This window comes from Lewinella sp. LCG006 (genome assembly GCF_040784935.1).
Taxonomy (GTDB): Bacteria; Bacteroidota; Bacteroidia; order Chitinophagales; family Saprospiraceae; genus Lewinella.
The window spans coordinates 6,133,296-6,155,831 of record NZ_CP160680.1; the positions used below are offsets into that span (position 1 = coordinate 6,133,296).

The window sequence follows — 22,536 nt, forward strand, 5'->3', positions numbered from 1 at the left end:
GAACATATAAGGTTTTCTTTGTTTTCATTCTATTTGCACTTTGCGGCTGCAGGAAGGAATCGTCAGTGGAAACGAACCTTGCCTTGCCTGACTTAAAGATAGACATCGATGCGAAAGCGTTCCGGAAAATCAAACAGAAACGGGCACAAGCACTGGCCCGTGGGCTGCTGGTTAGTGAGAAGGATGATTTTGTAGCGGCAAAGATTACCTTGGACAAGCAAGCATACAATGCAGAAATACGCCTCAAAGGCGATTGGTTGGATCATCTTAAAGGGGCAAAATGGTCGTGGAGGGTCAAGCTGGGTGATGACCAAGCCATCTGGGGCATGCGACAGTTTTCGCTTCAGCATCCCAAGACACGCTATTATTTACACGAATGGGTGTATCATCAATTGCTGGAAAACGAAGGCTTACTCACCCCTCAATACCAATTTGTCGAGCTTTGGTTAAACGGTGAGTACAAAGGCATATATGCTTTTGAGGAACATTTTACTTCCGATTTGCTAGCGCGTCAGCAACAACCTGATGGCCTTATCTTTAAGTACAACGAAGATGGCTTTTGGCAAACCCAGGATTACCGGATGCGCTACGGCAAAAATGTCACCCCCAATCTTCCTGATTTCGAAGCCGCTGACATTGAAGTTTTTCAACCAAAACGTACGCTTGTAGACCGTCTGTTTTCCAAAGCCTTCCTTGCCGGGAGAACGCGCATGGAGCAACTTCGCTCAACGGAACGAGACACCCTCAATACGCCCTACATTGATGTAGAATACTGGGCAAAATTCCTGGCACTTACGGACCTTTGCGAAGCGTATCATGCACTGCGTTGGCACAACATGCGCTTCTATTACCATCCACATACCACCCAACTCTACCCTATCGGGTTTGATGGCTATGGGGAGAGTGGCATCTACCAATGGTTTAGCAAACCTTTTTTAGGCTTTTACCAACCCGAAAAACCCAAGGTCTATTTTGCGGAAGAATATTTTCTGTTCAGCTTGTTTCAAAACACAGCATTCAGAAAGCGCTACGGCTATTATCTTCATGAATATTCCAGCCCTGCTTTTCAGCAAAAAATAAATCTCGAATTAACCGAAAAGCTCCATTATTTTGGAGCTATCCTCAAGAAAGAATTTCCTGATTATGCCTATTCCCTTGATCAACTCGCCGAGCGAGCACAAGATTTGCAACAGCAGTTGGCTACCTACGATTTTGAGGCTGATAGCGATTTTGAATACACCATTTACGACCCATTGTACGAAGATTGTGCGACCAGCGTCCCATTGGCCGCAATTGGCCTCAAAGCTTATCGATCAGAAGATGGAAAGGTCTGGCTTCAAAATTACTTTTGCTCCCCTGTTATCATAGAGGCTACGGGGCCTAAAAAAACCAAGCCCTTGCATTTGCTCTCACATCGGCAAAGCCTTACCCCTTTCGATATTCATTCGCCCCATCCTCCTTTCTCTGTGATAAATTATACTCCTGATGATCAATATATTTTCTACAGTATTGCCGGAGTTGATTACTGGTTTAAACAAAAAATAGCACCTTGGCCAGCAAGGCCCACGGTCTTCATCAACAAGGAAGCATTACAAATTGATACCACGGCATTCCAGGTCAAAGGCGATAGCATATTTGCCCGAAAAGGGCGACATCAATTACAGCAAATTCAGGTTATCCCTCAACGATTCTATCTTCACATCGGTCCGGGTACTCAGCTGGATTTAGTGCAAGGAAGCGCTCTACTCGTCTACGGCCCTGCCCAAGTTTCGGGAACCTCCAATTCTTCCGTCAAGGTCACATCTTCGGATCAAACGGGGCGGGGTATACATTTCTTCCAAGAAAATCCGGTGCGAATCTCCTACCTGGAATTTAGTCACCAAACGACCTATCAGGATCACGGTATACTACTCAATGGTGCGCTGAGTTTTGATCATTCCTCCTTGGAGATGACCCACTGCACTTTTAGTAATATTGATGCAGAAGATGCAGTAAACATCAGTCAATGTGAGGAGGTACATCTGGAAGACCTACAGTTTCAAGATGCTACCGGAGACGGGTTGGACATCGATTTCTCTCAAGGAATTATCCATAACTTAAGGTTTAATAAGCTCGATGGTGACGCGGTAGATATTTCAGGAAGCAATTTTGAGATCGATCAAGTGCAAATCAACAAGGTTGCCGACAAGGGCTTCTCTGTTGGTGAAGCTTCTACCTTGAGGGCCAGACATCTTACCATTACTAACGCCTTTACAGCAGTAGCCGTAAAAGATGGTTCTAGTGCAGATTTTCATATTACTGAAATTTCCCACACCCAGTACGGACTGGCCGTTTTTACCAAAAAGACCACCTACGGGCGCGCGCGTCTTAGTATCAGCGACGTAAACTTTACCGCTATCAAGAAACAAAATTTTGTGCTTGAATCTCCCCACGAACTAAGCATCAACGATACTATTCAATCCTTCACACATCTACCCTTAGAGTTACTTCCCGTTTTTTATCCTCCTGTGGAATAACCCAAAAATCACTATTTACCTGTTATACGATAGGGTAAACGCACCAAAAGAGACAAGTTCATTAAAAACAGGATAGCCACGGATTTAACGGATGAAACTGGATTTACACAGATTTTAAAACCGTGTAAATCAGTCTGATCTGTTAAATCCGTGTTCTATCCTCCTTAGATAGCTATCCTTTGGTAGTTTCTGTTTGATGCGTTTCCTCTAACTATACGAAATCTCCATACATAGTGTCTAGTGATTTCACTATTTTTGGCAAATGAAGATCTGCTTTACCCATGCTTACTATATGTTGGAGGATGAGAAGGAAAAGAAAATCAACAAACCTTATCCTCCTCTGGGACTTCTATACCTCAGCGCCTGGCTCGAACAGCATGGTTATGACAACGAGGTTTACGATACGACTTTTTCTTCCTTTCGGGAACAACAGGCTTACCTCTTGGAACAGCAGCCTGGTATCATAGCGATTTATACCAATCTGATGACCAAGTTGGGGGTCATTGCCTTGATCAAATTTATTCGCTCACAAAGCTCTTTGGCAAATAGTCTGGTGGTTTTAGGGGGGCCCGATCTACGCTACAATATTGACAACTACCTCGCTACCGGAGCTGACGTACTGGTGATTGGCGAAGGTGAGCAAAGTATGCTGGCCCTGGTAGAAGCTGTTGAACAAGGCTTGCGGCCCCATTTTGGGCACATCCCTGGTCTGGCCTTTATCGACGAAGATGGTAAGGTGACCCAAACGCCAGCGCGACAACACCTGCGGGCGGTAGATGAGCTGCCAATGCCCAACCGCAAAAAGATCGACCTCAAGCGCTATCTTGACCTGTGGAAAGAACACCATGATCGTAGCTCTATTACCGTGAGTACCCAGCGGGGATGCCCCTACACCTGCCGCTGGTGCAGTACTGCCGTGTATGGGCAATCTTATCGGCGGAGAAGTGCTGCGCAAGTCGCCGCTGAGCTAAAACTCCTTAAAGAGGAATACCAACCCGACCAGGTGTGGTTTGTTGACGATGTCTTTACCGTGAGCCACAAGTGGCTGGAAAGTTTCCGAGATGAAGTGCTGAAACAGGATGCCGTCATCCCTTACGAATGCATCACCCGTGCCGAGCGGCTCAACGAAGAGGTGCTCACCATGCTCAAGGAGAGCGGCTGTTTCCGCATCTGGATTGGAGCGGAAAGCGGTTCGCAACGTATTATCGACGCCATGGATCGCCGCGTTTCCGCAGAACAGGTACAACAGATGACCATTGCGACCAAGCAAGCCGGTATGGAAACTGGCACCTTCATCATGCTGGGCTATCCCGGTGAAACCGAGGAAGATATCTACCTTACCCTCGACCATTTAAAGAAGGCCAATCCCGATCATTTCACCATCACCGTGGCCTATCCCATTAAAGGAACGGGCTTGTACGAGGATGTCAAAAACCAAATCACCAAACAACCCGATTGGTTCTCCAGCACCGACCGAGACATTGACTTCCTACGAACTTACCCAAGGGAGTATTATGACTATGCCGTGCGTTGGGTCGTCAACAGTGTCCAGCTTCACAAGCTACGATTGGCCCAGCAACAAAACACCCCACGAGGATGGAAACTGCAGCTAAAAGTAATGGTTGCCCGCCTGGGAATGCTTTGGTATAGAATAGATGTAAAAAAAGGGATGTATTCAAACCCGAATAAATCGCGCGGAGACGCAAAGACCGCAGAGCTTTTTTAAAAAGCTGTAAAAGCTCCTATATGAAAATACAAGGAAGTGCCCCAAAAATAAACGGCTTAGTACATCTGACGCCTCCAACTAACGACTTTGAGTACGCCTACTTGGAGGCTCGTGAAAAAGAAGGGCGGTTGTACCCAGATGAAATTGTTAAGCAACTCCCCTACCTTTCGCCAGAACACCCCCAGGCTAACGAATGGAAATTGCGGCAGCACAATGTCAAGTTACTGCTTGAATTACTCAAGAAACAGCCAAGATCAGCTATTCTGGATCTAGGCTGTGGCAATGGTTGGCTCACCCACCAGCTCGTCACCCATCAAGAGGTTCAAGTGCTCGGCATGGATATCAATACCCCGGAGCTCGAACAAGCCAATAGGTTATTCGCAAGTAGCCAATGCTCCTTTGCCTATGGCGATATCTTCAAGGCCACCTTACCGGAACAAAGTTTTGACTTAATCCTCTTAGTCAGTTGTATCCAGTATTTCCCTGATTTAAGTCAACTGATGTACCGCTTATCAGGCTTGTTAAAGCCCGGTGGAGCACTACATATCATGGATAGTCCCATCTACGCCGCTAAGCAAGTAGCACAAGCCAAAGCCAGAACCCAAGCCTATTACCAAGCACAAGGTAGCTCAGGAATGAAAACCCATTATCACCACCACATCTGGGAAGATTTGAGTGATTTTTCGTATCAATTGCCATACAATCCCAGCAGCTTAAAAAACAAGATGATACGAAAACTAGGCCTCGCCAGAAGTCCTTTCCCTTGGGTGATCATCTCAAAACCATGATCGCGTGAAGGTGGCCCAGCAAACATTTCCGTACGCCTATTTTTGGATACTCACCCTCTTGCTGATCGGTATCCGCTTTTTACATTTTCAGCCCCAGCTGGATATGCCCCACGACTGGCGGCAGGCAGATACGGATTTCTACATCTGGGATTTCACCGAGCATGGGGTAGACATCATGCATCCGCGGGTGGCTTGGATGGGAAGTCATGGAGAACTGGCCCTGGAATGTCCGCTCCCTGAAGCCATTGTAGCACAGTTGCAGCGGTGGCTGGGCTCGTCGATGGTTTTGTCCCGGAGTGTTTTTCTCTTGTTTTTCCTGTTTTGCGTTTATTACTTTTTCAAAACCACAGCCTGGCTTTTCACAACGCGCATTGCGCAAACAGCTACGCTCATTTTTCTGGCTTTACCCCTTAGTCAATTCTACGCCAGAGCTATCCACATCGACTTTTTTGCGCTGGGCTTTGCTTATGCCATGTTTTATTATGTGCTGAAAGCCGTGGCCAGTAGCTCTCTGCGCCTATTACTACTCAGCAGCCTTTTGGCGGTACCCGTGTTTCTCGTCAAAGTACCTTACGTCTTTTATCTGGCGCTCCCCATTTTGGTCTACACCTGGCAACAAAAAAAGCTGGCTTGGTTGATGACCCGAAGTGTTGTTTTTGTTGTCCCGCTCCTCTTTTTCATGCTTTGGCAAAAACATGCCTACCTGATTAATGATGCAGCCCCTGATTGGAGCTACATCCTGCATTATCGAAAATTCACGGACAATGCTTCCTGGTATTTTGGCACTTGGCAGCAGCGCCTTTCGCTGTACCATTGGAAGATACTTACCTTCAGGATGGCCTTAGAGGTAGGCGGTTTAATCGGTATCCCTTTGGCTTTGGCAGGCTGGTGGCGCCATCGAAAAGCGCAACAGATGCCTATTTTATATGCTTGGGCAATAGGACTACTGCTCTATCTGATGATCTTTTTCAACCTCAATGCTATCCATAATTATTACCAGATACCTTTCCTTGGGCTGGTGGCTATCCTTGCGGGGTGGGCAGTTCATACCCTCATAGCCGCCAGGTCGCGATGGGGAATCGGCTTGCTGCTGGTGCTGATCACTTGCAGTACGGCTTATGCCGAATATCATTATTACGAAAGGCCACAGGAGCTGGAGGAGATCAGTAATATCGTGAACGAACATACCTCAATAGACGACTTCCCGATTATCGTCTACCAAGATTTTGACTGCAAAAATCCTCGTATTTTGGCGAGAGCTCACCGAATGGGTTGGTCCTTAGAAAGCAAAGCCGCAAAAGCAGAGGTGATAGAAAAGCTTCGAAAAGAAGAAGGTGCAAGTCATTTGTTTTGTGTTGATCCCAAGATTGCCAATGACTTTAAAAATCAGTTTCCGCTGGCCGTGATGGAAGCGGATTCTATGCCATTAAAACACCGTGAGGGCTACTTGTACCAACTAAAATTACAGCCCCGATGAATCTCCATATTTTATCAAAAAAAGCAAGTTATTACGCACGCTGCGTTGCTACTGATCTGATTTGTCAATTAGGAGGAAGGACTGCTCTTTTACGAGAACAAGAAGGCGCCTGTATTCTGCTTTATCACGGTATCGACTTCGTCAACAACACCAGGCTGAATGCTCGGTTTTTAGCACAAAAAAAGCTTCATCAACAACTAAGCTACTGCAAAGAACATTTCCATATCCTTTCTCTTGAGGACTACTTTCAAGGCAATTTTGCACCTGGGAGAATGAATATTGCCATTACTTTTGATGATGGCTATCTCAATAATCTGGAATTGGCACTCCCTGTTTTGGAAGACTTGCAAGTTCCTGCTACCTTTTTCGTAACGGCCATTGACAGCACTCCCTATCCTATGCTATGGACGGATTATCTTGATCTTGTCAATTTTCGCTACCAACATACGGTGTCTATTCAAGGAGAGGTTTTTGAGCATCGTAAAAGAGAATACTTCAACACTAAAAACGAATCATTAAAAGCGGTTTGCAAACGCAAAGACTGGACTTTTAAAAGCAGCATTTACAGCACCTTTCCTGAGTTGGTCAATGATCCGGTCTATGAGGCATACAAGATGTACTGGCAAGTAATGAACGCGGCTCAAATACGGCAGCTTGCCGCCTCTCCCTGGGCAAGCGTAGGCTCACATGGCTACTACCACGATGATTTGGGAGAACTCCCCCTGGAAAAGGCGGTGGAATTGCTTCAAAAAGGCAAAAACTACCTGGAAGAGGCACTTGATCAATCGATCCATTCGCTCGCTTATCCAAACGGCTCCTACACCCCTACCCTGGTAAATGCTGCCAAGCAGCTCGGGTTTGAACAACAACTGGTCGTCAACTTCCAGCAAGCAGCTGATCAGGATATTCCCGAAATCAGGTCGCGGCTAACCATCAATCCATTTGTTTCTTTAGACAATCAAATCCGAGCCATCCTCCGTGGAGACTATTGACTGCCGACATATCATCTGGATCACTCCCGGTTTCGCGGCCAACGAACAGGATAGCCAATGCATTCCCCCGATGCAATTGCTGGCCAGGGCACTTGTAAACGAAGAAAACGTGCAATTGCACATCGTGAGTCTTCACTATCCTAAACGACATACACCCTACCAATGGCACGGTGCCCAGGTTCATCCCTGCGCCAGAGAAGGAGCGGGTGCCAACCTACGCACGCGCATCGCAGCTTATGCAAAAATCACCAAGCTACTCAAGCAATATCCCGGCGCATTACTCCACAGTTTTTGGATGACCGATGCCTGCCTGCTCGCCTATCTGGCCAACTGGCGTTTTGGCGCCAAGCACCTCGTTACCCTCATGGGGCAGGATGCACGCCCAGGGAATAGATACCTTGGACTTTTGGCATCTGCCTCGATGACCAAAGTAGGATTGTCTTCCTTTCATGCCGATCAGTTTTTTCAAGCCACAGGGCGTAAACTAGACCATATTATTCCTTGGGGAGTGCCTGAGTTCTCACCAGCCAAAGGCAGGGTCAAAAAATACGATGTTATTGGAGTAGGTAGTTTGATTCCATTAAAGCGCTACGATTACTTTATTGACCTTCTTGTTTTAGTAAAAAAAGTGATCCCCTCTTTTTCTGCCTTGCTGGTTGGAGAAGGCCCGGAACGGCAAAAATTGGAATCATTGGCAAAAGAAAAAGGTCTCGGTGCAAATTTGACGTTTACGGGAGCTTTGCCGCGAGAGGAAGTTTTGTCGCTCATGGCACAAAGCAAGGTTTTTCTGCATACCTCTTCTTACGAATCTTTTGGCTTTGTGCTCATTGAAGCCTTGCAACAAGGGGCTCAGGTCGTATCCACCCCAGTGGGTATTGCTCCTGAGCTTGACCGCTCAACCGTTGCCGACAATACCCAAATGCTTGTGCAAGGAATCCTGCATGGGCTCGATCATCAATTTTCAGCAGGAAACCTTGACAATTTCTCCTTGTCTCGCGTGTTAGATGCGTACCTTACCCTTTACTTCAGTTAGTAGTGTAATTTTTTTGCCTTAATTTTGGCATCCACAAACTCTTGAATCCTGTGTCCAACCTGGCAACCCATAAAGTTATTCTATTCAATCCACGTAGCGCTAATTCCAAACATCGCATTCCCAATAGCATTTTGCAGGTAGGGGCTTCGATACACGGCACGCACGACTATGTTTTTGTAGACGGCAACATGGAGGAAGATCCGTGGGTTAAAATCAAAAGTTACCTGGACACCGGCGAATTCCGCTACCTGGGCACCACCGCCATGCCGGGTCCACAGTTGCAGCAAGCCATCCCCATTGCCAAGCAAGCTAAGGAGCAATATCCCGACATCATCAACATTTGGGGTGGGTACTTTGCGGCCAACCAATACCGGGTAGTGATGGGGGCTCCTTACATTGATTTTGTCATCAACGGCCCGGGCGACAAGGCTTTCCCAGCTTTGCTAGACGCGCTCAACAATGGTACGCCCTACGAGTTTATCCCCAACCTGATCTATCAACTCCCCGATGGAGCGATCATTCAAAATGGCAAAGAAGACCTATTAGACCAAGATGCTTTAGCGCCCCTGCCTTATGATTATTTGAATGAATTTTATCCCTTGCAAGGCTATCTGGCCAACACTTTTCTAGGCAAACGAACGATCGCCTACCACTCAAGTGTTGGTTGCCCCTTCAAGTGTTCTTTCTGTGCGGTCGTCCCTATCTACGAAGCACGCTGGAAAGGAAAAAATGCTCAAAATATCTACGCGGATGTAAAAAAATTAAAGCGCGAGTACGGAGCAGATTCCATCGAGTTTCACGACAACAACTTCTTCGTTTCCGAAAAGCGGGTGGCAGAATTTTCACGCCTGATGCTCAATGAAAACATGGTCTGGTGGGGAGAAGGACGAATTGATACCATTGACCGCTACAGTGATGAAACCCTGGCCCTCATGCGCCAGGCAGGCTGTAGGATGATCTTCTTCGGTGCTGAAAGCGGCAATGACGAGATCCTCAAAGAAATGGACAAAGGTGGCAAACAGACCGCCGCTCAAATTAAGGAATTTGCGGGTCGCATGAAGAAGTTTGACATCATCCCCGAATATTCCTTCGTCTTGGGTATGCCTGCAGATAGCCCCGAAAAAGTGATGCATCAGATTGAGGCAGACATTGCCTTCATCAAAGAAATAAAAGCCATCAATCCGGACACCGAGATCATTATTTACGTCTACAGTCCGGTGCCTACCGAGGGATCCGATCTCTACCGCCGCATCACCGAAGCAGGATTCAAATTCCCAGCAACGCTGGAAGACTGGCTCAGTCCTGAATGGCAAGCCTTTGACTTGCGTAAAAATCCGCTTACGCCCTGGTTGAAACCGGAGATGGTAGATAGAATCAAAGGATTCGAGACGGTACTCAATGCCTACTACCCTACCGCGACCGATGTCAAGCTATCTGCTTTACAGCGTAAGATCATGCGTATCATTGCGGCTTTCCGCTACCAAAAAAGTTGGTACAAATATCCTTACGAAATCAAAGTGCTACAAAAATTTTGGCTGCGCTATCGTCAACCTGAAATTGAGGGATTTTGATGATTAAGAAGGTGACAAAACGTGCATTGCAGTCTATGCTTTGGCTGATGTACCGATGGTATAACGGCCGCGAACACTGGCACACGATGGATGGTATTGAAATATGCCTGGAACCCAGTGTCTTTCATCCACGCTGGTTTCTCACGACACGGACTTTCGTCGATTTTGCCAAGACAAAGGTTGCTGCCAATGACACGGTTTTAGAACTGGGGGCAGGTAACGGATTGCTGGCATTAAGCTGTAGCAAAATGGGAAGCATCGTCACGGCCAGTGATATCAATCCAGCGGCAGTAAGCTCCATCCGGCGCAGTGCACACAGGAATGGCCTTGATCTGGAGGTCATTACGTCCGACTTATTTGTCGATATTCCTCATCAGCACTTTGACTTTATTTTCATCAACCCTCCTTACTTTGCTCAAGCGCCTACCAATGATCAGGAGAGAGCTTTCCTTTGCGGGGAGAATTTTGAATACTTTGAAGCGCTTTTCCCCCAGTTGCTAGCATATCAAGACAGCACGGTATACTTTATCCTCACCGATGCCTGTGACTTTGCCAGCATTTCTACTATTGCACAGCAAAACCATCGTCAGCTTGTTCCCGTCCATCGGCGTAAAACTTGGGGGGAAGAACACATCATCTATATCCTTCAGGCATGAAAAAACTATGCCCGCTCATAGATTAACGCCAATGCTTTAGATGTATCCCTCAGCTTGTCATCAAGTTCAGAATCGTTCGTAACCAGTACTTTTGGCGATTCGGTGTTAGACATCAACGAATCAACCAATCTCGTCATGTAATCCCGGAAAAGATCTCTTCGGTAGGCTTGTTGGGCTTGTAATTTTCTTTCTGCTTTGTTAGTGATATGAGGCATACTTTCAGGAAAATGCTTCCTGAAAAACAAAAACAGCTTGTCTCCCAGGTCTTTACCAACCACTGCTTTAACCAACTTTCTTTTAAAAGACAGGCTACGCGTTTTAGCATCGTGATCGAAAAAGATCCCTCCTACGTGGACCAGACTCGCTTTATCTTGATAAATGATCTTATGACCATTGACCTGTAGAAGTAGGTTGAGTAACTTTCCAGTATCGTAGGCATCTTTCAGGAGCTTCAACTTCTCTAACCTTGCTGCAATGCCTTTGGGAATATCTTTTGCCAAGTACCCTTGAAACCCAACTCCTGTTTCATTGATTACCTGATTCAGTGCTTCATTTTTATAAATGGAGAAAAAAGTACTCCCCAAACAGAAATTGTTCTCCATAAAATGGTAGTATCCTCCAACGATATCAAACGTAGGTTGGAAATGATACTCTTCTTCCTTTACCCATATTGGAGCACCTGAAAAAAAGCCGACATAATTTTCCGTAAGGCAGCTCAACCCATTCAGAAAATGGTCAATCGCAAAAATGTCTGAATCCAAGAAACAGAAGTACGCTTTATCTTTATCAAGCAATTGAAGGTGGTTTAAGACCGTGCTGTGCAGCGCCACCTTGTAGGATGGAAAAACGTAGCATTGAAGTCTCGTATTACGTTCGCACAAACCCCTTAAATAAACTATTTCTTCAGAAGAACAGCCATTGGCAACTAATCTAAACTGGCAGTCAGACCATTGAAGAAGGGAGTCTAAAAACACAGTCAGTCTCTTCACTGTTCCCCGGATGTAAATAATATTAAAACAAAGCTGAGACGTATCCATGGTCACATTGTTTTGAGCGCAAATAAACTAAAATGTCTTCAGCCCTGATTTAAAATGGTGAACCAATTCTGCCTGAACAGTATTGTTAAATACTTTTACAAATTCCTGGAATTCAAGCTCCTGGAAAACCGGCTTTAGTTTAGCAAATAAATAGGCCGCATCTTTTGTGCTTCGAGGATAATTGATGAGCGTAATATTTACGGAAGAATCAGAGACCGCTAACATCAGCTGGTAGAGTTTATTCAACAAAATGCGTTCCTGCTTATTCCCTTTTAGCGTATTGGTACCCCATAATGCTCCGGGGGATGATTTCCTTTTGCCAAAGACGAATTTTATTTTATCCCAAAAGGAAGCTTCTTGTATTTTATTGTATGCAACAAACCTCCTGCTTTCTGCCGCAGCAAACAAATCTCTAATGGGAAGGAAGATATGCTCGATAACGATATCGTCACGAGCAATAACCTCCCCTGCATAATCACAAAACGAAGGATTCTTTACAATGTAAGGGCAATCCTCCCGTCTGATATCATTTTCCAAGCCACCGCGCCCTAGTTGATCTTTATAGCGCTTGAGCTGTTCGGAATCAAACCCTGTTTCCAAGCCCAGTTTGGTAAGAAGTTCTACCAAAAAAGTTGTTCCTGCTCTTCCCGTCCCTGTTATTACGATGTGCTTTCTCTGCTTCATAAATATGTTTATTTACCACCTTTTACCCAATGAATAAGTGATTTGACCAAGAGCTTGAGTCGGATGATTTCATCATGCCAATAATGGAACTTGAGCTGAAAAAGCAATTGGTATTTCAGGACCAACAATTGCTGTTGGAGGCGTAGGTCAGCCTTGTTGTCAGCGATCTCATAGGGTAAAGCAACCAGGTCAGCCCCAAAAAAACGGTAGAGCATTTGCTGCTGCTGTTCACTTAACTGTTGGAGGTATTTATTTTTGTTGTTGGCATTTATTGATTGGCCAAGGTTGGGGTGTACGATGCTTTTTTTATCAGGATTAGAAAGATAATTACTGGCCTCAATCGCTAACATATCTTCTTCATAATCAAGCCCAAGAAAAGCACAAACCTCTGAGAGTACAGCGGGCGTATCCTCGATAAGGTCTTCGTACTTTAAATAATAATTCTGAAGAGCCGGTAAAGGGCGTATCTGCCAGGCTTTTGCTCCTATTTTCACAAAAGATGCTGCGTATAATAAACGTTCATCCTCCGAGTAATTACTCAGGTACCTTCGCTGTAACTTCAAGATACTACAGACAACATCATAAGGATGGCGGACAATCCTGACCAATTTAATTCCCGGAAAAAGACGGCAAATGAGTTTTACGCGATGGTTGTTTCCAGGCGATTTTTCGCCAAAAACTGTCTTCTTTTCATAAGCTAAGTATTGGGTTGCCAATGCTTTCAATACGCTCTTAACAGGGCCTTGGTAGGTTGTATTTTCCTTCCAATATTGCTGGGCAACACCAAGCGCAGGATCATTAAATTCTTTCAGCCATCCCGTCAGGTAGGTCATAAACTGGTGGTAATGCCAATTAGACACAAAACGCCCTCTCCAGGTGGTTCGGTACACGCTGGTAAATACATCAGACTCGGGGCAAACAGCTATTTCAGAATGGTTATCGAGCAAGCGCTCCAGCAAGGTCGTACCTGATCGAGCGACTCCTAGTATTAAAAAATGCGTCTTTCCTGTCTCTTTCATGCCTGCAACATCTTTAGCCTTGGCAAAAGCAGCGCGAATAACGCTCTTTCCTACAATTTACAAATTAACAAAGTACCCATAAGCATAGGCAGGCTTAGTTTTCCAAAACTGAGCACGAATGTTTTGCAGCAGTTTATTGGGGTACGGTTTTAGTTGCACCCCTAGTTCTCTTATGCGTTTTATGTCTTGAAGACTTAAATAGCCTTTGGTGGGTGTAAAAAGCAGCTCGAAACCATGTTTTTCCAAATAATTCCTGCGGTGTTGTTGAAATCGTCTCGCCGCAAGCGTTGTATCCCTAGAATGGTTTAAACCAGTGATAATCAACTGCCCCCCCGGAGTTAATTTATTCATCAATTCACCTACTGTTTTTGCTGGATCTACCAGAAAGGCTACTCCTCTGTTCAAAATAATTACATCAAAGGTATCTTCGATAATTGCCAGGCTACCTTCTATATCCATCTGAACAGATTCCCATTGATTGTTATAAAACTGCTGCGCGCCAAGACCATCATACTTGTCAGCGAAATAAGCAATAGCCAATGGTTGGTGCCCCCATTTCACCAAATTATTAGACAACCAGCCATTCCAACTTCCAAAATTCAATACCCTAAGCTGCTGCTGCCCTGCCAAATGCCGAGCTATGATGGCGAGATCTTCCCGAAAAGCTTTCCATTCGGCTTCTTTTCGTCCTAGTACATTGTCTAAAAAAGGTAGTTGCTCATAAACACTTGTATCAATAATACGCACCCCCTCCGCTGCTCTAGCCTTGATAAAATGCTGTTCGTACCAATGAAATCCTTGATAAAAATCATCGGTAAATAACCTAACAACACCATTTTCACTTGCCAGGCAATCCTCCCCCCCGCAAGAAAGGGTTATGAAGTCTACCAATTGATGACACCGAGGGCAACGTATCTTCCAGTTCATCTTATAACCATTTTGCAATCTGAGCATAAACCAATGCCGGTGTATAACGCGTGAGGCAAGGTACATCACCGTGCTTACAAACTGGCTCCATGCAATCACCACATTCCAAATCAGAAGACGTCAGATTGACAACATGATCGTAGGGCGGCGCAGTCCAGTCGGCACGGGTAGATCCCAGCATCAGGCAGATTTTCACGCCCTGTACCCAGGCCATGTGCGCCAGTCCTGAGTCTTCAGTCAACATCAATTGTATCTTTGGCAGGATAGAAAATGCCTCTAATTGACTTGTCTTACCCACTAAATTGAGGCAGCGCTCAGGAAAAGCATTGCTCATGGTTTGCGCTTTTTCAGCGATCCTGTCATCACCGATGAAAAGAATTTTAAAGTCGTAGGCAAGCTCTTTTTCCAATAATGCGATAAAAGATAGGTAGTTGGCCATTGGCCAGTTTCGGCTCGTGTAGTAACCAGCAGGGTTCAAAACGATCAACTTGCTCTTTCCGTCCCAGCCTGCTTCCTTTAGCTTGTTTATCCCGAGCTCCGAAGACTTTAACGAGAGCTGAAAATCCGCCGTCGTTGAAAAACCGGAGTTCTGTATGGCTTTTTGATAACGCAGGCCCGCGAAATAATCGCCATATTTATCAAAAACAGGTGCTTTGTGGTGACCCAATAGACGCAATAGCAACTTCGATTTTCGGTCTGCTTGCAAGTCGATGATGGTATCGTACCGTTGAAACAACAGCAATGGCCATTTCAGCATGGCACCCAGGAAAAGCTTCTTGGCTTGCATTCCTCCTTTAATGCCTATGACACGGTCAAACAGGATGATGTTTTCAGGGATAGTAATCACCCGCTCAGCAGTCAATAAGTCTATTTGTGTATGAGGATGAGCCTTCCTTAAGGCATTTACATAAGGTAAGATAGCCACCAGGTCGCCAAAGGCGTGAAAACGGATAATCAGTATTTTGTCTCTTTTCCCCAAGCTAACGCTACTTTTTAAAAGGTTATCAGTTGTGCGAATCAATAAACTGCACCAATGCCTGCCCTACTCGCTTTTGTCCTTCAGGACGAAGATGAGGGTCGTTTTCATAATAATAGGAAGGGCCTTCCGCTTCATCGATAAGGTACTCAAGTGCATTGAAAAAGTATCGATTATCTTTTGACAAACTACGTTTCAAGTCATAAAAAAAAGGATAGTCAACTTGAAGAAAAGCAGCTTTGTCTTCAAAAACGCCACCCAAGGCTTGCATTCTTTCCAGATAAGGTGTACCCAATTGAGCACAGTGGGGCATGACCACGATGACTACTTTACAATCTGGTGCCGCGAGGTCTAGCACCGCTTGTAGGTCTTTTACGTAGTTGCGAAAATCTGCTCCCCTTTGCTCCTTCAGTAAGACCGTATGTTCGAGTAAATCGGGCTCTACTTGAAAGTAAAGTGGTGTACGGCGATTGTATTTTTCCACAGCAAATTGTGCCGATAATTTTGTTCCCAAACCGGGATTGGGATCTGTTACGAATGCTGCCTTTAGCTGTGGTAATTTGGCATTGATGTATCCCACTACCAGCAGCCGATCGGCCAGCCACCAGTACCACTTTCTCAGATAGCTGATTTTTTCTCCACGGATGGAATGTCTATATTCCACCAGGTCATTGCCTACATATATTTGATAAATGAGCATTTGCGGTTTAAAGCGCTTTATTCTGCGCTTTGCCATCACACTATGCTGCCTGACACTCGTGCCTGGCACGGCAGTATTGATGATCCGATGGCTGGGTATAGCTGCTCGTAGGTACTTTACGTAGCTGTTGGTGTCAGCGCTAAAAGAATCCCCCATCACAAGTACCGTGGGGCGATCATCATCAGGCAATAAATCCTCCGCACTATTTAAGCCCGTCAAATTGCCTTTGTAAAAGTCCACTACGTAAAACCTATAGCATACCTCCAGTAACAACAAGGTGGTAAAGCCCAAAAAAAGCAGATAAACAGCCAGGTCTCTTAGTTTTCGCAGCATTGTCCTGTAGGATGACAAATCGGATAGTAAGCTGATTAGGATAACTGTTGCCGAGGCATCAATTTGTCAGCGAGAATTTTTTCCAAAGGCCATTCAAAAAACAGCATATCACAGCGCACACCCGCCAACCACTGTAGTGGCGCCGTATACCATTTCCGTTGTCGACCAGCCAATTTATTGTAAAACTTGAACCGATCTACCATTCGGTATTTTTCGGGGCTCACCCAAGGTCCAGATGAACCAATATAGTCAAAATCAGCCCAGTCTTCAATCGTATCGGGCAGTTGATAACCCTTCGCCACCACATCTTGCGTTATCTTGGATCCCGGATACGGCTTGAAAAAGAAGATCGGCGTCGTAAACCCGGGGTGCATATTGTTCAAGGCTCTAGCAACGCGCAGTGAGTCTAACACACTTTTATCTGATTCATCTGGAAAACCGACGATAAAGGGGAATATCACATTGATGTTGCGAGCAGCACATTTTTGAGCCGTTTCGTACACTTGTTCGAGTTTGATGTCTTTGGCCAACCAATCCATCATCTCCTGCGAACCAGACTCCACACCCACCAAGACACGCCTGAGTCCGCTAGCTTTGCACAAATCAAATTCTTCCTCGCTCATGCGCGCGCCCTGATCAGCTCGCATGGTACCGGCCCAGGTGGTTTTTATCCCTCGGTCCAGAAACTGCTGTGCGATGGCCGTTACGCGTTGTCTTTTGGTAAAGAAGGTCTCATCCTGAAAATTTAGGTCGGTAAACTGGTATTTTTTGTACCAATATTCCAGCTCCTCCCCCATTCTATCAGGTTCTATGGCCGTCCATTTCCGGCTAAACACAAAGGGGTCAGCGCAGAAGGTGCAACGAAACCGACAGCCCGCTGAGCTGATATAATCAAACTGGCGCTGCTTCTTGGCTTTGAAGTATTTCTCAACATCAATCAATTCGTAGTTTACCCTGGGCAAGAAGTTCATGTCTTCCAGCGCTCTACCAGGGTTTTTAACGATCTCTCCTTTGGCTGTTCTGTAACAAATACCATTTACGTTTGCCAGATCGGCACCGCTTTCCAAACAAGCAATAAGTTCGCGAAAAATGCCCTCGCCCTGGCCTTGTACACTGATGTCAATAGCTGGTTCATCCCGCAAGGTTTCTTCGGGAAACAAAGAAGTATGCCAACCGCCCCAGATGATAGGAATTTTGGAATGGCGTGCACGTACGGCTCTGGTGACCTGCAGTGCATCACGTAAGGGATTACCCGTAAGGGAAGTAACACCAAAGCACAATGCCCCTTCCGTTGCCTCCAATACCGCTTCCAGCGGACGATCGTCTACCCTGCCATCAATAATGATAACCTCGTAATAAGCTTCATCCAGCATTGAACCGATAGATAGCAGGGCAAGTGGCATGTCGTAGAAGACCGCCTTGGGGTTGTACAAAACCACTTTCTTTCTACTCATCAGTATCGCAGTTATTTGTGAGGTTCCAAAACTAAACAATTAGAACTTGGGCTAATAGATTAGGAGATAAAAAGTAGTAGCCCAGCCCAAAATAACCAGTTGTAAAACGCGATCACGATAAATAATCTCCACGGGTGAACCTGAAGATTTCGCATCAAGCGTCAATAGCAAATAACGGAGCGTCCCCAAAAAAACGAAGAAGGACGTTAGATAGATTTTATCAGAATTCAAGCGCTCCATCACCACTGGAGAGAGCGAATAAATAATGTAGGCCATGAGTGTAATGGTCAGCATTATCGTAATTGCACGGTCCAAGAAAGTCAAGGTATAGGTAGGCTCACTACGTGATTCAATAGCCACTTCGGGGGCTATGGCCAAATCGTGGCGCCGCTTTGCAAACCCCAAGGCCGTACAAAGCAAGAAAACGATCGTCACCAACCATTCTGACACAAAGACGCCAATCCCAACACCGCCAGCTAAAACCCGTAGCACAAAGCCTATACCCAGCACCGCTACATCTACAATCGCGAGGTATTTCAGATACAAACTATAGGCGATGTTCAACAATAGGTATGCCCCTACGATTGGTGCCACCTCTGGCAACTTAAAGCTGCATAGCCCGACAATAAGTAAAAGTGCGAGCATAAGCCCCACGGCAGCTTTGCTGGTAAAATAACCACTGGCAATGGGCCTGAATTTCTTAGTGGGATGCCGGCGGTCTTTCTCCACGTCTAGCAAATCATTGAAAATGTACACCACAGAGGAGCTTAAGCAAAAGTAGCCCCCCACCAGTAATAGTGACCATAAATTAGTTGGTCCCAGTTCCTTGGCAAAAATGGCAGGGATAAACACAAAACCGTTCTTTACCCAGTGCCGAACACGCAACAGCCCAGTAAATTGAACAAAAAAGGTCTTCATATCGGCAAGAACGCAAAGTTCAAGAAGTATTCAGCAGTTTTAGACTTGTTTTTATAAAAGAGGTAGCAAGTCGGCTGTAGTTAGTTCTCACTTTGACTTTTTTTGCCGCAGAGGTACTGACCTGCCAGCAAGCTCGCCTTGCAGGCAGGGACACGGAGTTTTTCTTAGTCACGAAGTCACTAACCTGCCTGCCAGCAAGCTGGTCTTGCTGGCAGGGACGATCAACGAAGTTAATGGGTGGTAAGTTGGGATTTCTGGCAGCGGGGTTGTTTTTAATAACAAGAAACAATAAGAAAGAAATTTTTAAATGAGTAAAAATAAACACTAAAAAAAACATCTCCAATTGTGTCAAAAAGTGCCATTCACCCAAAATCAGCATGGCCAACACCAGTAAGGCACCGTGCCAAATGGCATCATTCAACCTATTGGTGATCCAGAACCAGCTACACTCAATAATTGGGAAAATCAAAAGTCCTTGTAAAATACCTAGGAAGGGAAGGGGCAAATCCCATCCCAATAATGCCCCTAACCCACTGCTGATAGCCATTATCGAGAACAAGGCAACGAACCCTGAACTTAAAGCTAAAATAGGACCAAACCTCCATCTACCGTTAATAAATTTATAGAAGAGTCTTTTTCAAGCGTATCTTTCCAAGCTAAAATATCCAATTGGTGGTTAAACGCTACCAAAATAGGGTTGGACAATGGATAAATTTCCAGCCGCTGCGGAGTGCAGGTCGTTAGTAACAACAAGCTAAAGAGTAGCAGATAAGGTGAAATTTTACTTTCTATACCATAATAGATAAGACGGTGCTCTGCACCAAAGTTTATAGGCTGCTTTAAGCCTACCTTTTTGAGGCATTTACCTGCTCATCCACCCCAACATCCCCGGAAACAAAATAACCAAAATCAGCACAACGACCTGAATTACGATAAAAGGCACAATCCCTCGGTAGAGATGTTCTGTTTTCACCTCCGGCGGAGCGACACCTTTGAGGTAAAACAAGGAAAACCCAAAGGGCGGTGTGAGGAAAGACGTCTGTAAATTGAGGGCAATCAGGATACCCAACCAGATCAAGTCAACGCCCATGGCCTGGAAGATCGGTGCTACTACGGGTACGATAATGAAGATAATCTCGATAAAGTCAATAAAGAACCCCGCGACAAAAATCAGGATCATCACCAGCGCTAAAAATACGTACTCAGAGAGGTTTGCTTGCTCAATCAACTCCACCAGATAACGATCGCCACCCAACTCTCGGAATACCAGTGAGAAGGTGGTTGCCCCCAGCAAAATCACAAAAACCATGGTCGTCAGGTGGGTCGTTTCGCGCATAACGGCTTGAAGAACTTCCAGATTGAAACGCTTTTCAATGATCGTCAAAACCATTGCCCCTACCGCTCCAACGGCAGCAGCTTCCGTAGGAGACGCTATTCCCGCGAGAATCGACCCCAATACGGCAACAATCAGCAAAAGCGGGAGGAAAAAAGCTTTGAGCAAACGTCGCCAATAATTGGAGGCCCGAAATGCCGCCACTTCTTCCGCTGGTATCGGGGGAGCCAATTGAGGCCTGGCCCGAGCAAGCAGAAAAACGTAAAGCATATAAGCTACCACCAATAATAAACCCGGCAAAAGTGCCGCCGCAAAGAGCTGCCCCACACTGACATTGAGTACGCTCCCCAAAAGGATGAGCACGATAGACGGAGGTATAATTTGACCTAAAGTCCCGGAAGAGGCTATCACTCCGGTGGCCAACTCTATTTTATATCCCCGCCGCAGCATTGTAGGCAGACTGATCAAGCCCATTGTAATCACCGTGGCTCCTACGATTCCAGTGCTGGCTGCCAGCAAAGCCCCTACGATGATGACAGCAATAGCCAGCCCCCCGGGAATTTTACCAAACAACAAGGCCATGGTCTCTAGCAATCGCTCTGCCAAGCCCGATTTCTCCAGCATGATCCCCATGAAAACAAACAGCGGCACGGCAATCAATTCTTCCTTGGCCATAATCCCGGCGATCCTGATCGGCAGCAAGCTCACTACATCCGGGGACAAAAAGCAAATACCATAAATCAAAGACAAGCCTCCTAGAGTGAATGCAACAGGATAGCCATATAGGATCAGCAAAAAAATACTGACAAAAAGCAGTAAAGCAAGTATCTCCATGGTGTTATTGAGCTTGTTCCGATGCTTCGGCGCGTGAACGAATCAATTTGGCTATTCCTTGCAATAATAACAAGCTCATTCCTACGGGTAGGGCAAACTGGATCAACCACAAATTTGGCAAGCCAGCGGTCTCCGGTGAGCGTTCTCCCATTCGCCAGGCATCCATAGCTGCTCGCCAACCTGCATAGATAAGCACCAGGCACCAGGGGATCAGGAAGAGTAAAGTCCCCCAAAAGTTTATCCGTCGCTGGTCTGCTTTCCCAGCTTTTTCATAAAAAAGGTCAACGCGTACATGCCGATCATGCCGAAGACTGTATCCAGCTCCAAACAAGAAGATCAAGGCAAACAGGTGCCACTCCAATTCCTTGGACCACGCCAGGGGTAAATTAAAAGCGTAACGCAAAAAAACATTGACAAAAACGAGCAGTACCAAGCCGAAAGTCAACCAGGAAACGCCCTTCCCTACCCTTTCGTTTATTTGATCAATCCAGGAAGCCAAGCGCTCCATAATTATTTTTCTTGCAATGTAAAAAATTTTATTTGCTCAAATAGCTATTGTAGTTCTTTTCCTTTCCTTTGGTAGAGATCGTTGAAATTATCCTTGGTTATTACAAATTTTACAACTAGTTTTCCGCTCTTAAATGCTGCACTTAGTGTAAATTTTACACTACCTTTGCCGAGCAAATTATTAAGTTAACACCACCGTGGTCATGAAAGTCATAGTCGATAGCGGATCTACCAAAGCAGATTGGAAATTTTTATCAGGTGAAGAAGAGACTAGTCTCCACACCATGGGTTTCAATCCTGTGTTTCACTCCAGTGATCAGATCGAGCAAGAAGTGAATAAAGCCTTTAAAGGAATTATCGACCTCGAGCAAGAGGCGGAAATCTATTTTTATGGCTCTGGCTGTTGGGATAAAAAACGGAAGGTCATTATAGAAAACGGCCTAAAACGCGTTTTTACCAATGCCAAAATTGATGTTCATCATGATTTATTAGGTGCAGCACGTGCTACTTGTGGCAATGATCCTGGTATTTCCTGCATCATCGGTACGGGTTCAAACACCTGTCTCTACGACGGTAAAGACGTCATCGACAATGTAACTAATCTCGGCTACCTTTGCGGTGATGAAGGAAGCGGAACGCATTTGGGCAAAAAGCTCATCCGGCATTATTTCTATCGGGAATTACCTAAAGAACTGGAAACAGAGTTTGAAGTTTTCGTAGGAGGTGGCAAGCAAAAAATTCTTGATACCGTATACGATGGTACGCCTCCCAATGTTTACCTGGCCTCTTTTACACGATTTATGTCGGAGCACGTTGATCATCCATTTATCCAACGTATTCTCTACCGCTCTTTTGCGGAATTCATTGATCGTCATGTGCGCAAATATCACGGGCACTTGAGGCTTCCGGTCCATTTCATTGGTTCTATTGCTTACGTTTTTCAGGACATGCTCAAAATTGTACTTACCGAAAGGGCAATGCATCACGGCATTTTCATCAAGCAACCGATTGACAACCTGGTTGCTTATCACCGCGAATTTGTTCATTAAGAGACG

At 45.5% G+C, this 22,536-nt stretch carries 20 protein-coding genes; 9 read left to right on the plus strand and 11 right to left on the minus strand.

Annotated features, from left to right (window positions below; all coding sequences use genetic code 11):
• Window positions 1–83 precede the first annotated feature (83 nt).
• The 8 genes from AB0L18_RS22240 (at window position 84) to AB0L18_RS22275 (ending at window position 10,759) form a co-directional block, all read left to right on the plus strand.
• Entirely contained in the window at window positions 84–2,516 is a 2,433-nt protein-coding gene (locus AB0L18_RS22240) for a CotH kinase family protein (protein WP_367389527.1), read from the plus strand.
• 262 nt (window positions 2,517–2,778) lie between these two features.
• Window positions 2,779–4,242 (plus strand): radical SAM protein, encoded by a 1,464-nt coding sequence (locus AB0L18_RS22245; RefSeq protein ID WP_367389528.1) that lies wholly within the window; start codon window positions 2,779–2,781, stop codon window positions 4,240–4,242.
• A gap of 20 nt (window positions 4,243–4,262) precedes the next feature.
• Window positions 4,263–5,030, plus strand: a complete 768-nt coding sequence (locus AB0L18_RS22250; protein ID WP_367389529.1) for a class I SAM-dependent methyltransferase — start codon at window positions 4,263–4,265, stop codon at window positions 5,028–5,030.
• A 10-nt stretch (window positions 5,031–5,040) separates the two neighbouring features.
• Window positions 5,041–6,507 (plus strand): hypothetical protein, encoded by a 1,467-nt coding sequence (locus AB0L18_RS22255; protein ID WP_367389530.1) that lies wholly within the window; start codon window positions 5,041–5,043, stop codon window positions 6,505–6,507.
• Window positions 6,504–7,499, plus strand: a complete 996-nt coding sequence (locus AB0L18_RS22260) for a polysaccharide deacetylase family protein (protein ID WP_367389531.1) — start codon at window positions 6,504–6,506, stop codon at window positions 7,497–7,499. Before AB0L18_RS22255 ends, AB0L18_RS22260 begins: the two co-directional genes overlap by 4 nt.
• The gene (locus AB0L18_RS22265; protein WP_367389532.1) at window positions 7,486–8,532 is read left to right on the plus strand and encodes a glycosyltransferase; all 1,047 of its coding nucleotides are present in this window, start codon (window positions 7,486–7,488) and stop codon (window positions 8,530–8,532) included. The genes AB0L18_RS22260 and AB0L18_RS22265 overlap by 14 nt, the downstream gene beginning before the upstream one ends.
• 50 nt (window positions 8,533–8,582) lie before the next feature.
• The gene (locus AB0L18_RS22270; protein ID WP_367389533.1) at window positions 8,583–10,103 is read left to right on the plus strand and encodes a radical SAM protein; all 1,521 of its coding nucleotides are present in this window, start codon (window positions 8,583–8,585) and stop codon (window positions 10,101–10,103) included.
• Window positions 10,103–10,759, plus strand: coding sequence for a methyltransferase (locus AB0L18_RS22275; protein WP_367393177.1), 657 nt, complete (start codon window positions 10,103–10,105; stop codon window positions 10,757–10,759). The genes AB0L18_RS22270 and AB0L18_RS22275 overlap by 1 nt, the downstream gene beginning before the upstream one ends.
• Window positions 10,760–10,764: 5 nt before the next feature.
• Here AB0L18_RS22275 and AB0L18_RS22280 read toward each other — a convergent pair whose 3' ends face one another.
• The 11 genes from AB0L18_RS22280 to AB0L18_RS22330 all read right to left on the minus strand — a co-directional run bounded on the left by AB0L18_RS22280 (window position 10,765) and on the right by AB0L18_RS22330 (window position 21,482).
• Complete coding sequence (locus tag AB0L18_RS22280) at window positions 10,765–11,796, minus strand: hypothetical protein (protein WP_367389534.1); 1,032 nt, start codon at window positions 11,794–11,796, stop codon at window positions 10,765–10,767.
• A 27-nt stretch (window positions 11,797–11,823) separates the two neighbouring features.
• On the minus strand, window positions 11,824–12,480 hold the full coding sequence (locus AB0L18_RS22285; protein ID WP_367389535.1) for a hypothetical protein: 657 nt from the start codon (window positions 12,478–12,480) through the stop codon (window positions 11,824–11,826).
• A gap of 8 nt (window positions 12,481–12,488) precedes the next feature.
• A complete protein-coding gene (locus AB0L18_RS22290; RefSeq protein ID WP_367389536.1) occupies window positions 12,489–13,499 on the minus strand; it encodes a sulfotransferase in 1,011 nt (336 codons plus the stop codon).
• 57 nt (window positions 13,500–13,556) lie between these two features.
• Window positions 13,557–14,426, minus strand: a complete 870-nt coding sequence (locus AB0L18_RS22295) for a class I SAM-dependent methyltransferase (RefSeq protein ID WP_367389537.1) — start codon at window positions 14,424–14,426, stop codon at window positions 13,557–13,559.
• Window position 14,427: 1 nt separating this feature from the next.
• Window positions 14,428–15,405, minus strand: coding sequence for a glycosyltransferase family 9 protein (locus AB0L18_RS22300; protein ID WP_367389538.1), 978 nt, complete (start codon window positions 15,403–15,405; stop codon window positions 14,428–14,430).
• Window positions 15,406–15,430: 25 nt separating this feature from the next.
• Complete coding sequence (locus tag AB0L18_RS22305; protein ID WP_367389539.1) at window positions 15,431–16,435, minus strand: hypothetical protein; 1,005 nt, start codon at window positions 16,433–16,435, stop codon at window positions 15,431–15,433.
• Between the two features lie 35 nt (window positions 16,436–16,470).
• Window positions 16,471–17,889 (minus strand): radical SAM protein, encoded by a 1,419-nt coding sequence (locus AB0L18_RS22310; protein ID WP_367389540.1) that lies wholly within the window; start codon window positions 17,887–17,889, stop codon window positions 16,471–16,473.
• A gap of 51 nt (window positions 17,890–17,940) precedes the next feature.
• A complete protein-coding gene (locus AB0L18_RS22315) occupies window positions 17,941–18,807 on the minus strand; it encodes a UbiA prenyltransferase family protein (RefSeq protein WP_367389541.1) in 867 nt (288 codons plus the stop codon).
• A gap of 19 nt (window positions 18,808–18,826) precedes the next feature.
• Window positions 18,827–19,354: a hypothetical protein gene (locus AB0L18_RS22320; RefSeq protein ID WP_367389542.1), complete on the minus strand. Its 528-nt coding sequence runs from the start codon at window positions 19,352–19,354 to the stop codon at window positions 18,827–18,829.
• Window positions 19,355–19,669: 315 nt separating this feature from the next.
• On the minus strand, window positions 19,670–20,974 hold the full coding sequence (locus AB0L18_RS22325) for a TRAP transporter large permease subunit (protein WP_367389543.1): 1,305 nt from the start codon (window positions 20,972–20,974) through the stop codon (window positions 19,670–19,672).
• A 4-nt stretch (window positions 20,975–20,978) separates the two neighbouring features.
• Window positions 20,979–21,482: a TRAP transporter small permease subunit gene (locus AB0L18_RS22330; RefSeq protein ID WP_367389544.1), complete on the minus strand. Its 504-nt coding sequence runs from the start codon at window positions 21,480–21,482 to the stop codon at window positions 20,979–20,981.
• 202 nt (window positions 21,483–21,684) lie between these two features.
• Between AB0L18_RS22330 and AB0L18_RS22335 the strand changes: the two genes are divergently transcribed.
• A complete protein-coding gene (locus AB0L18_RS22335) occupies window positions 21,685–22,530 on the plus strand; it encodes a hypothetical protein (protein ID WP_367389545.1) in 846 nt (281 codons plus the stop codon).
• Window positions 22,531–22,536 lie beyond the last annotated feature (6 nt).

Bases quoted from the DNA above. Each gene is read 5' to 3' on its own strand.
- AB0L18_RS22245 (WP_367389528.1), top strand. From the start codon at position 2,779: ATGAAGATCTGCTTTACCCATGCTTACTATATGTTGGAGGATGAGAAG.
- AB0L18_RS22250 (WP_367389529.1), top strand. From the start codon at position 4,263: ATGAAAATACAAGGAAGTGCCCCAAAAATAAACGGCTTAGTACATCTG.
- AB0L18_RS22260 (WP_367389531.1), top strand. From the start codon at position 6,504: ATGAATCTCCATATTTTATCAAAAAAAGCAAGTTATTACGCACGCTGC.
- AB0L18_RS22275 (WP_367393177.1), top strand. From the start codon at position 10,103: ATGATTAAGAAGGTGACAAAACGTGCATTGCAGTCTATGCTTTGGCTG.
- AB0L18_RS22280 (WP_367389534.1), bottom strand. From the start codon at position 11,796: ATGGATACGTCTCAGCTTTGTTTTAATATTATTTACATCCGGGGAACA.
- AB0L18_RS22285 (WP_367389535.1), bottom strand. From the start codon at position 12,480: ATGAAGCAGAGAAAGCACATCGTAATAACAGGGACGGGAAGAGCAGGA.
- AB0L18_RS22290 (WP_367389536.1), bottom strand. From the start codon at position 13,499: ATGAAAGAGACAGGAAAGACGCATTTTTTAATACTAGGAGTCGCTCGA.
- AB0L18_RS22295 (WP_367389537.1), bottom strand. From the start codon at position 14,426: ATGAACTGGAAGATACGTTGCCCTCGGTGTCATCAATTGGTAGACTTC.
- AB0L18_RS22305 (WP_367389539.1), bottom strand. From the start codon at position 16,435: ATGCTGCGAAAACTAAGAGACCTGGCTGTTTATCTGCTTTTTTTGGGC.
- AB0L18_RS22310 (WP_367389540.1), bottom strand. From the start codon at position 17,889: ATGAGTAGAAAGAAAGTGGTTTTGTACAACCCCAAGGCGGTCTTCTAC.
- AB0L18_RS22315 (WP_367389541.1), bottom strand. From the start codon at position 18,807: ATGAAGACCTTTTTTGTTCAATTTACTGGGCTGTTGCGTGTTCGGCAC.
- AB0L18_RS22320 (WP_367389542.1), bottom strand. From the start codon at position 19,354: ATGGCTATCAGCAGTGGGTTAGGGGCATTATTGGGATGGGATTTGCCC.
- AB0L18_RS22325 (WP_367389543.1), bottom strand. From the start codon at position 20,974: ATGGAGATACTTGCTTTACTGCTTTTTGTCAGTATTTTTTTGCTGATC.
- AB0L18_RS22330 (WP_367389544.1), bottom strand. From the start codon at position 21,482: ATGGAGCGCTTGGCTTCCTGGATTGATCAAATAAACGAAAGGGTAGGG.
- AB0L18_RS22335 (WP_367389545.1), top strand. From the start codon at position 21,685: ATGAAAGTCATAGTCGATAGCGGATCTACCAAAGCAGATTGGAAATTT.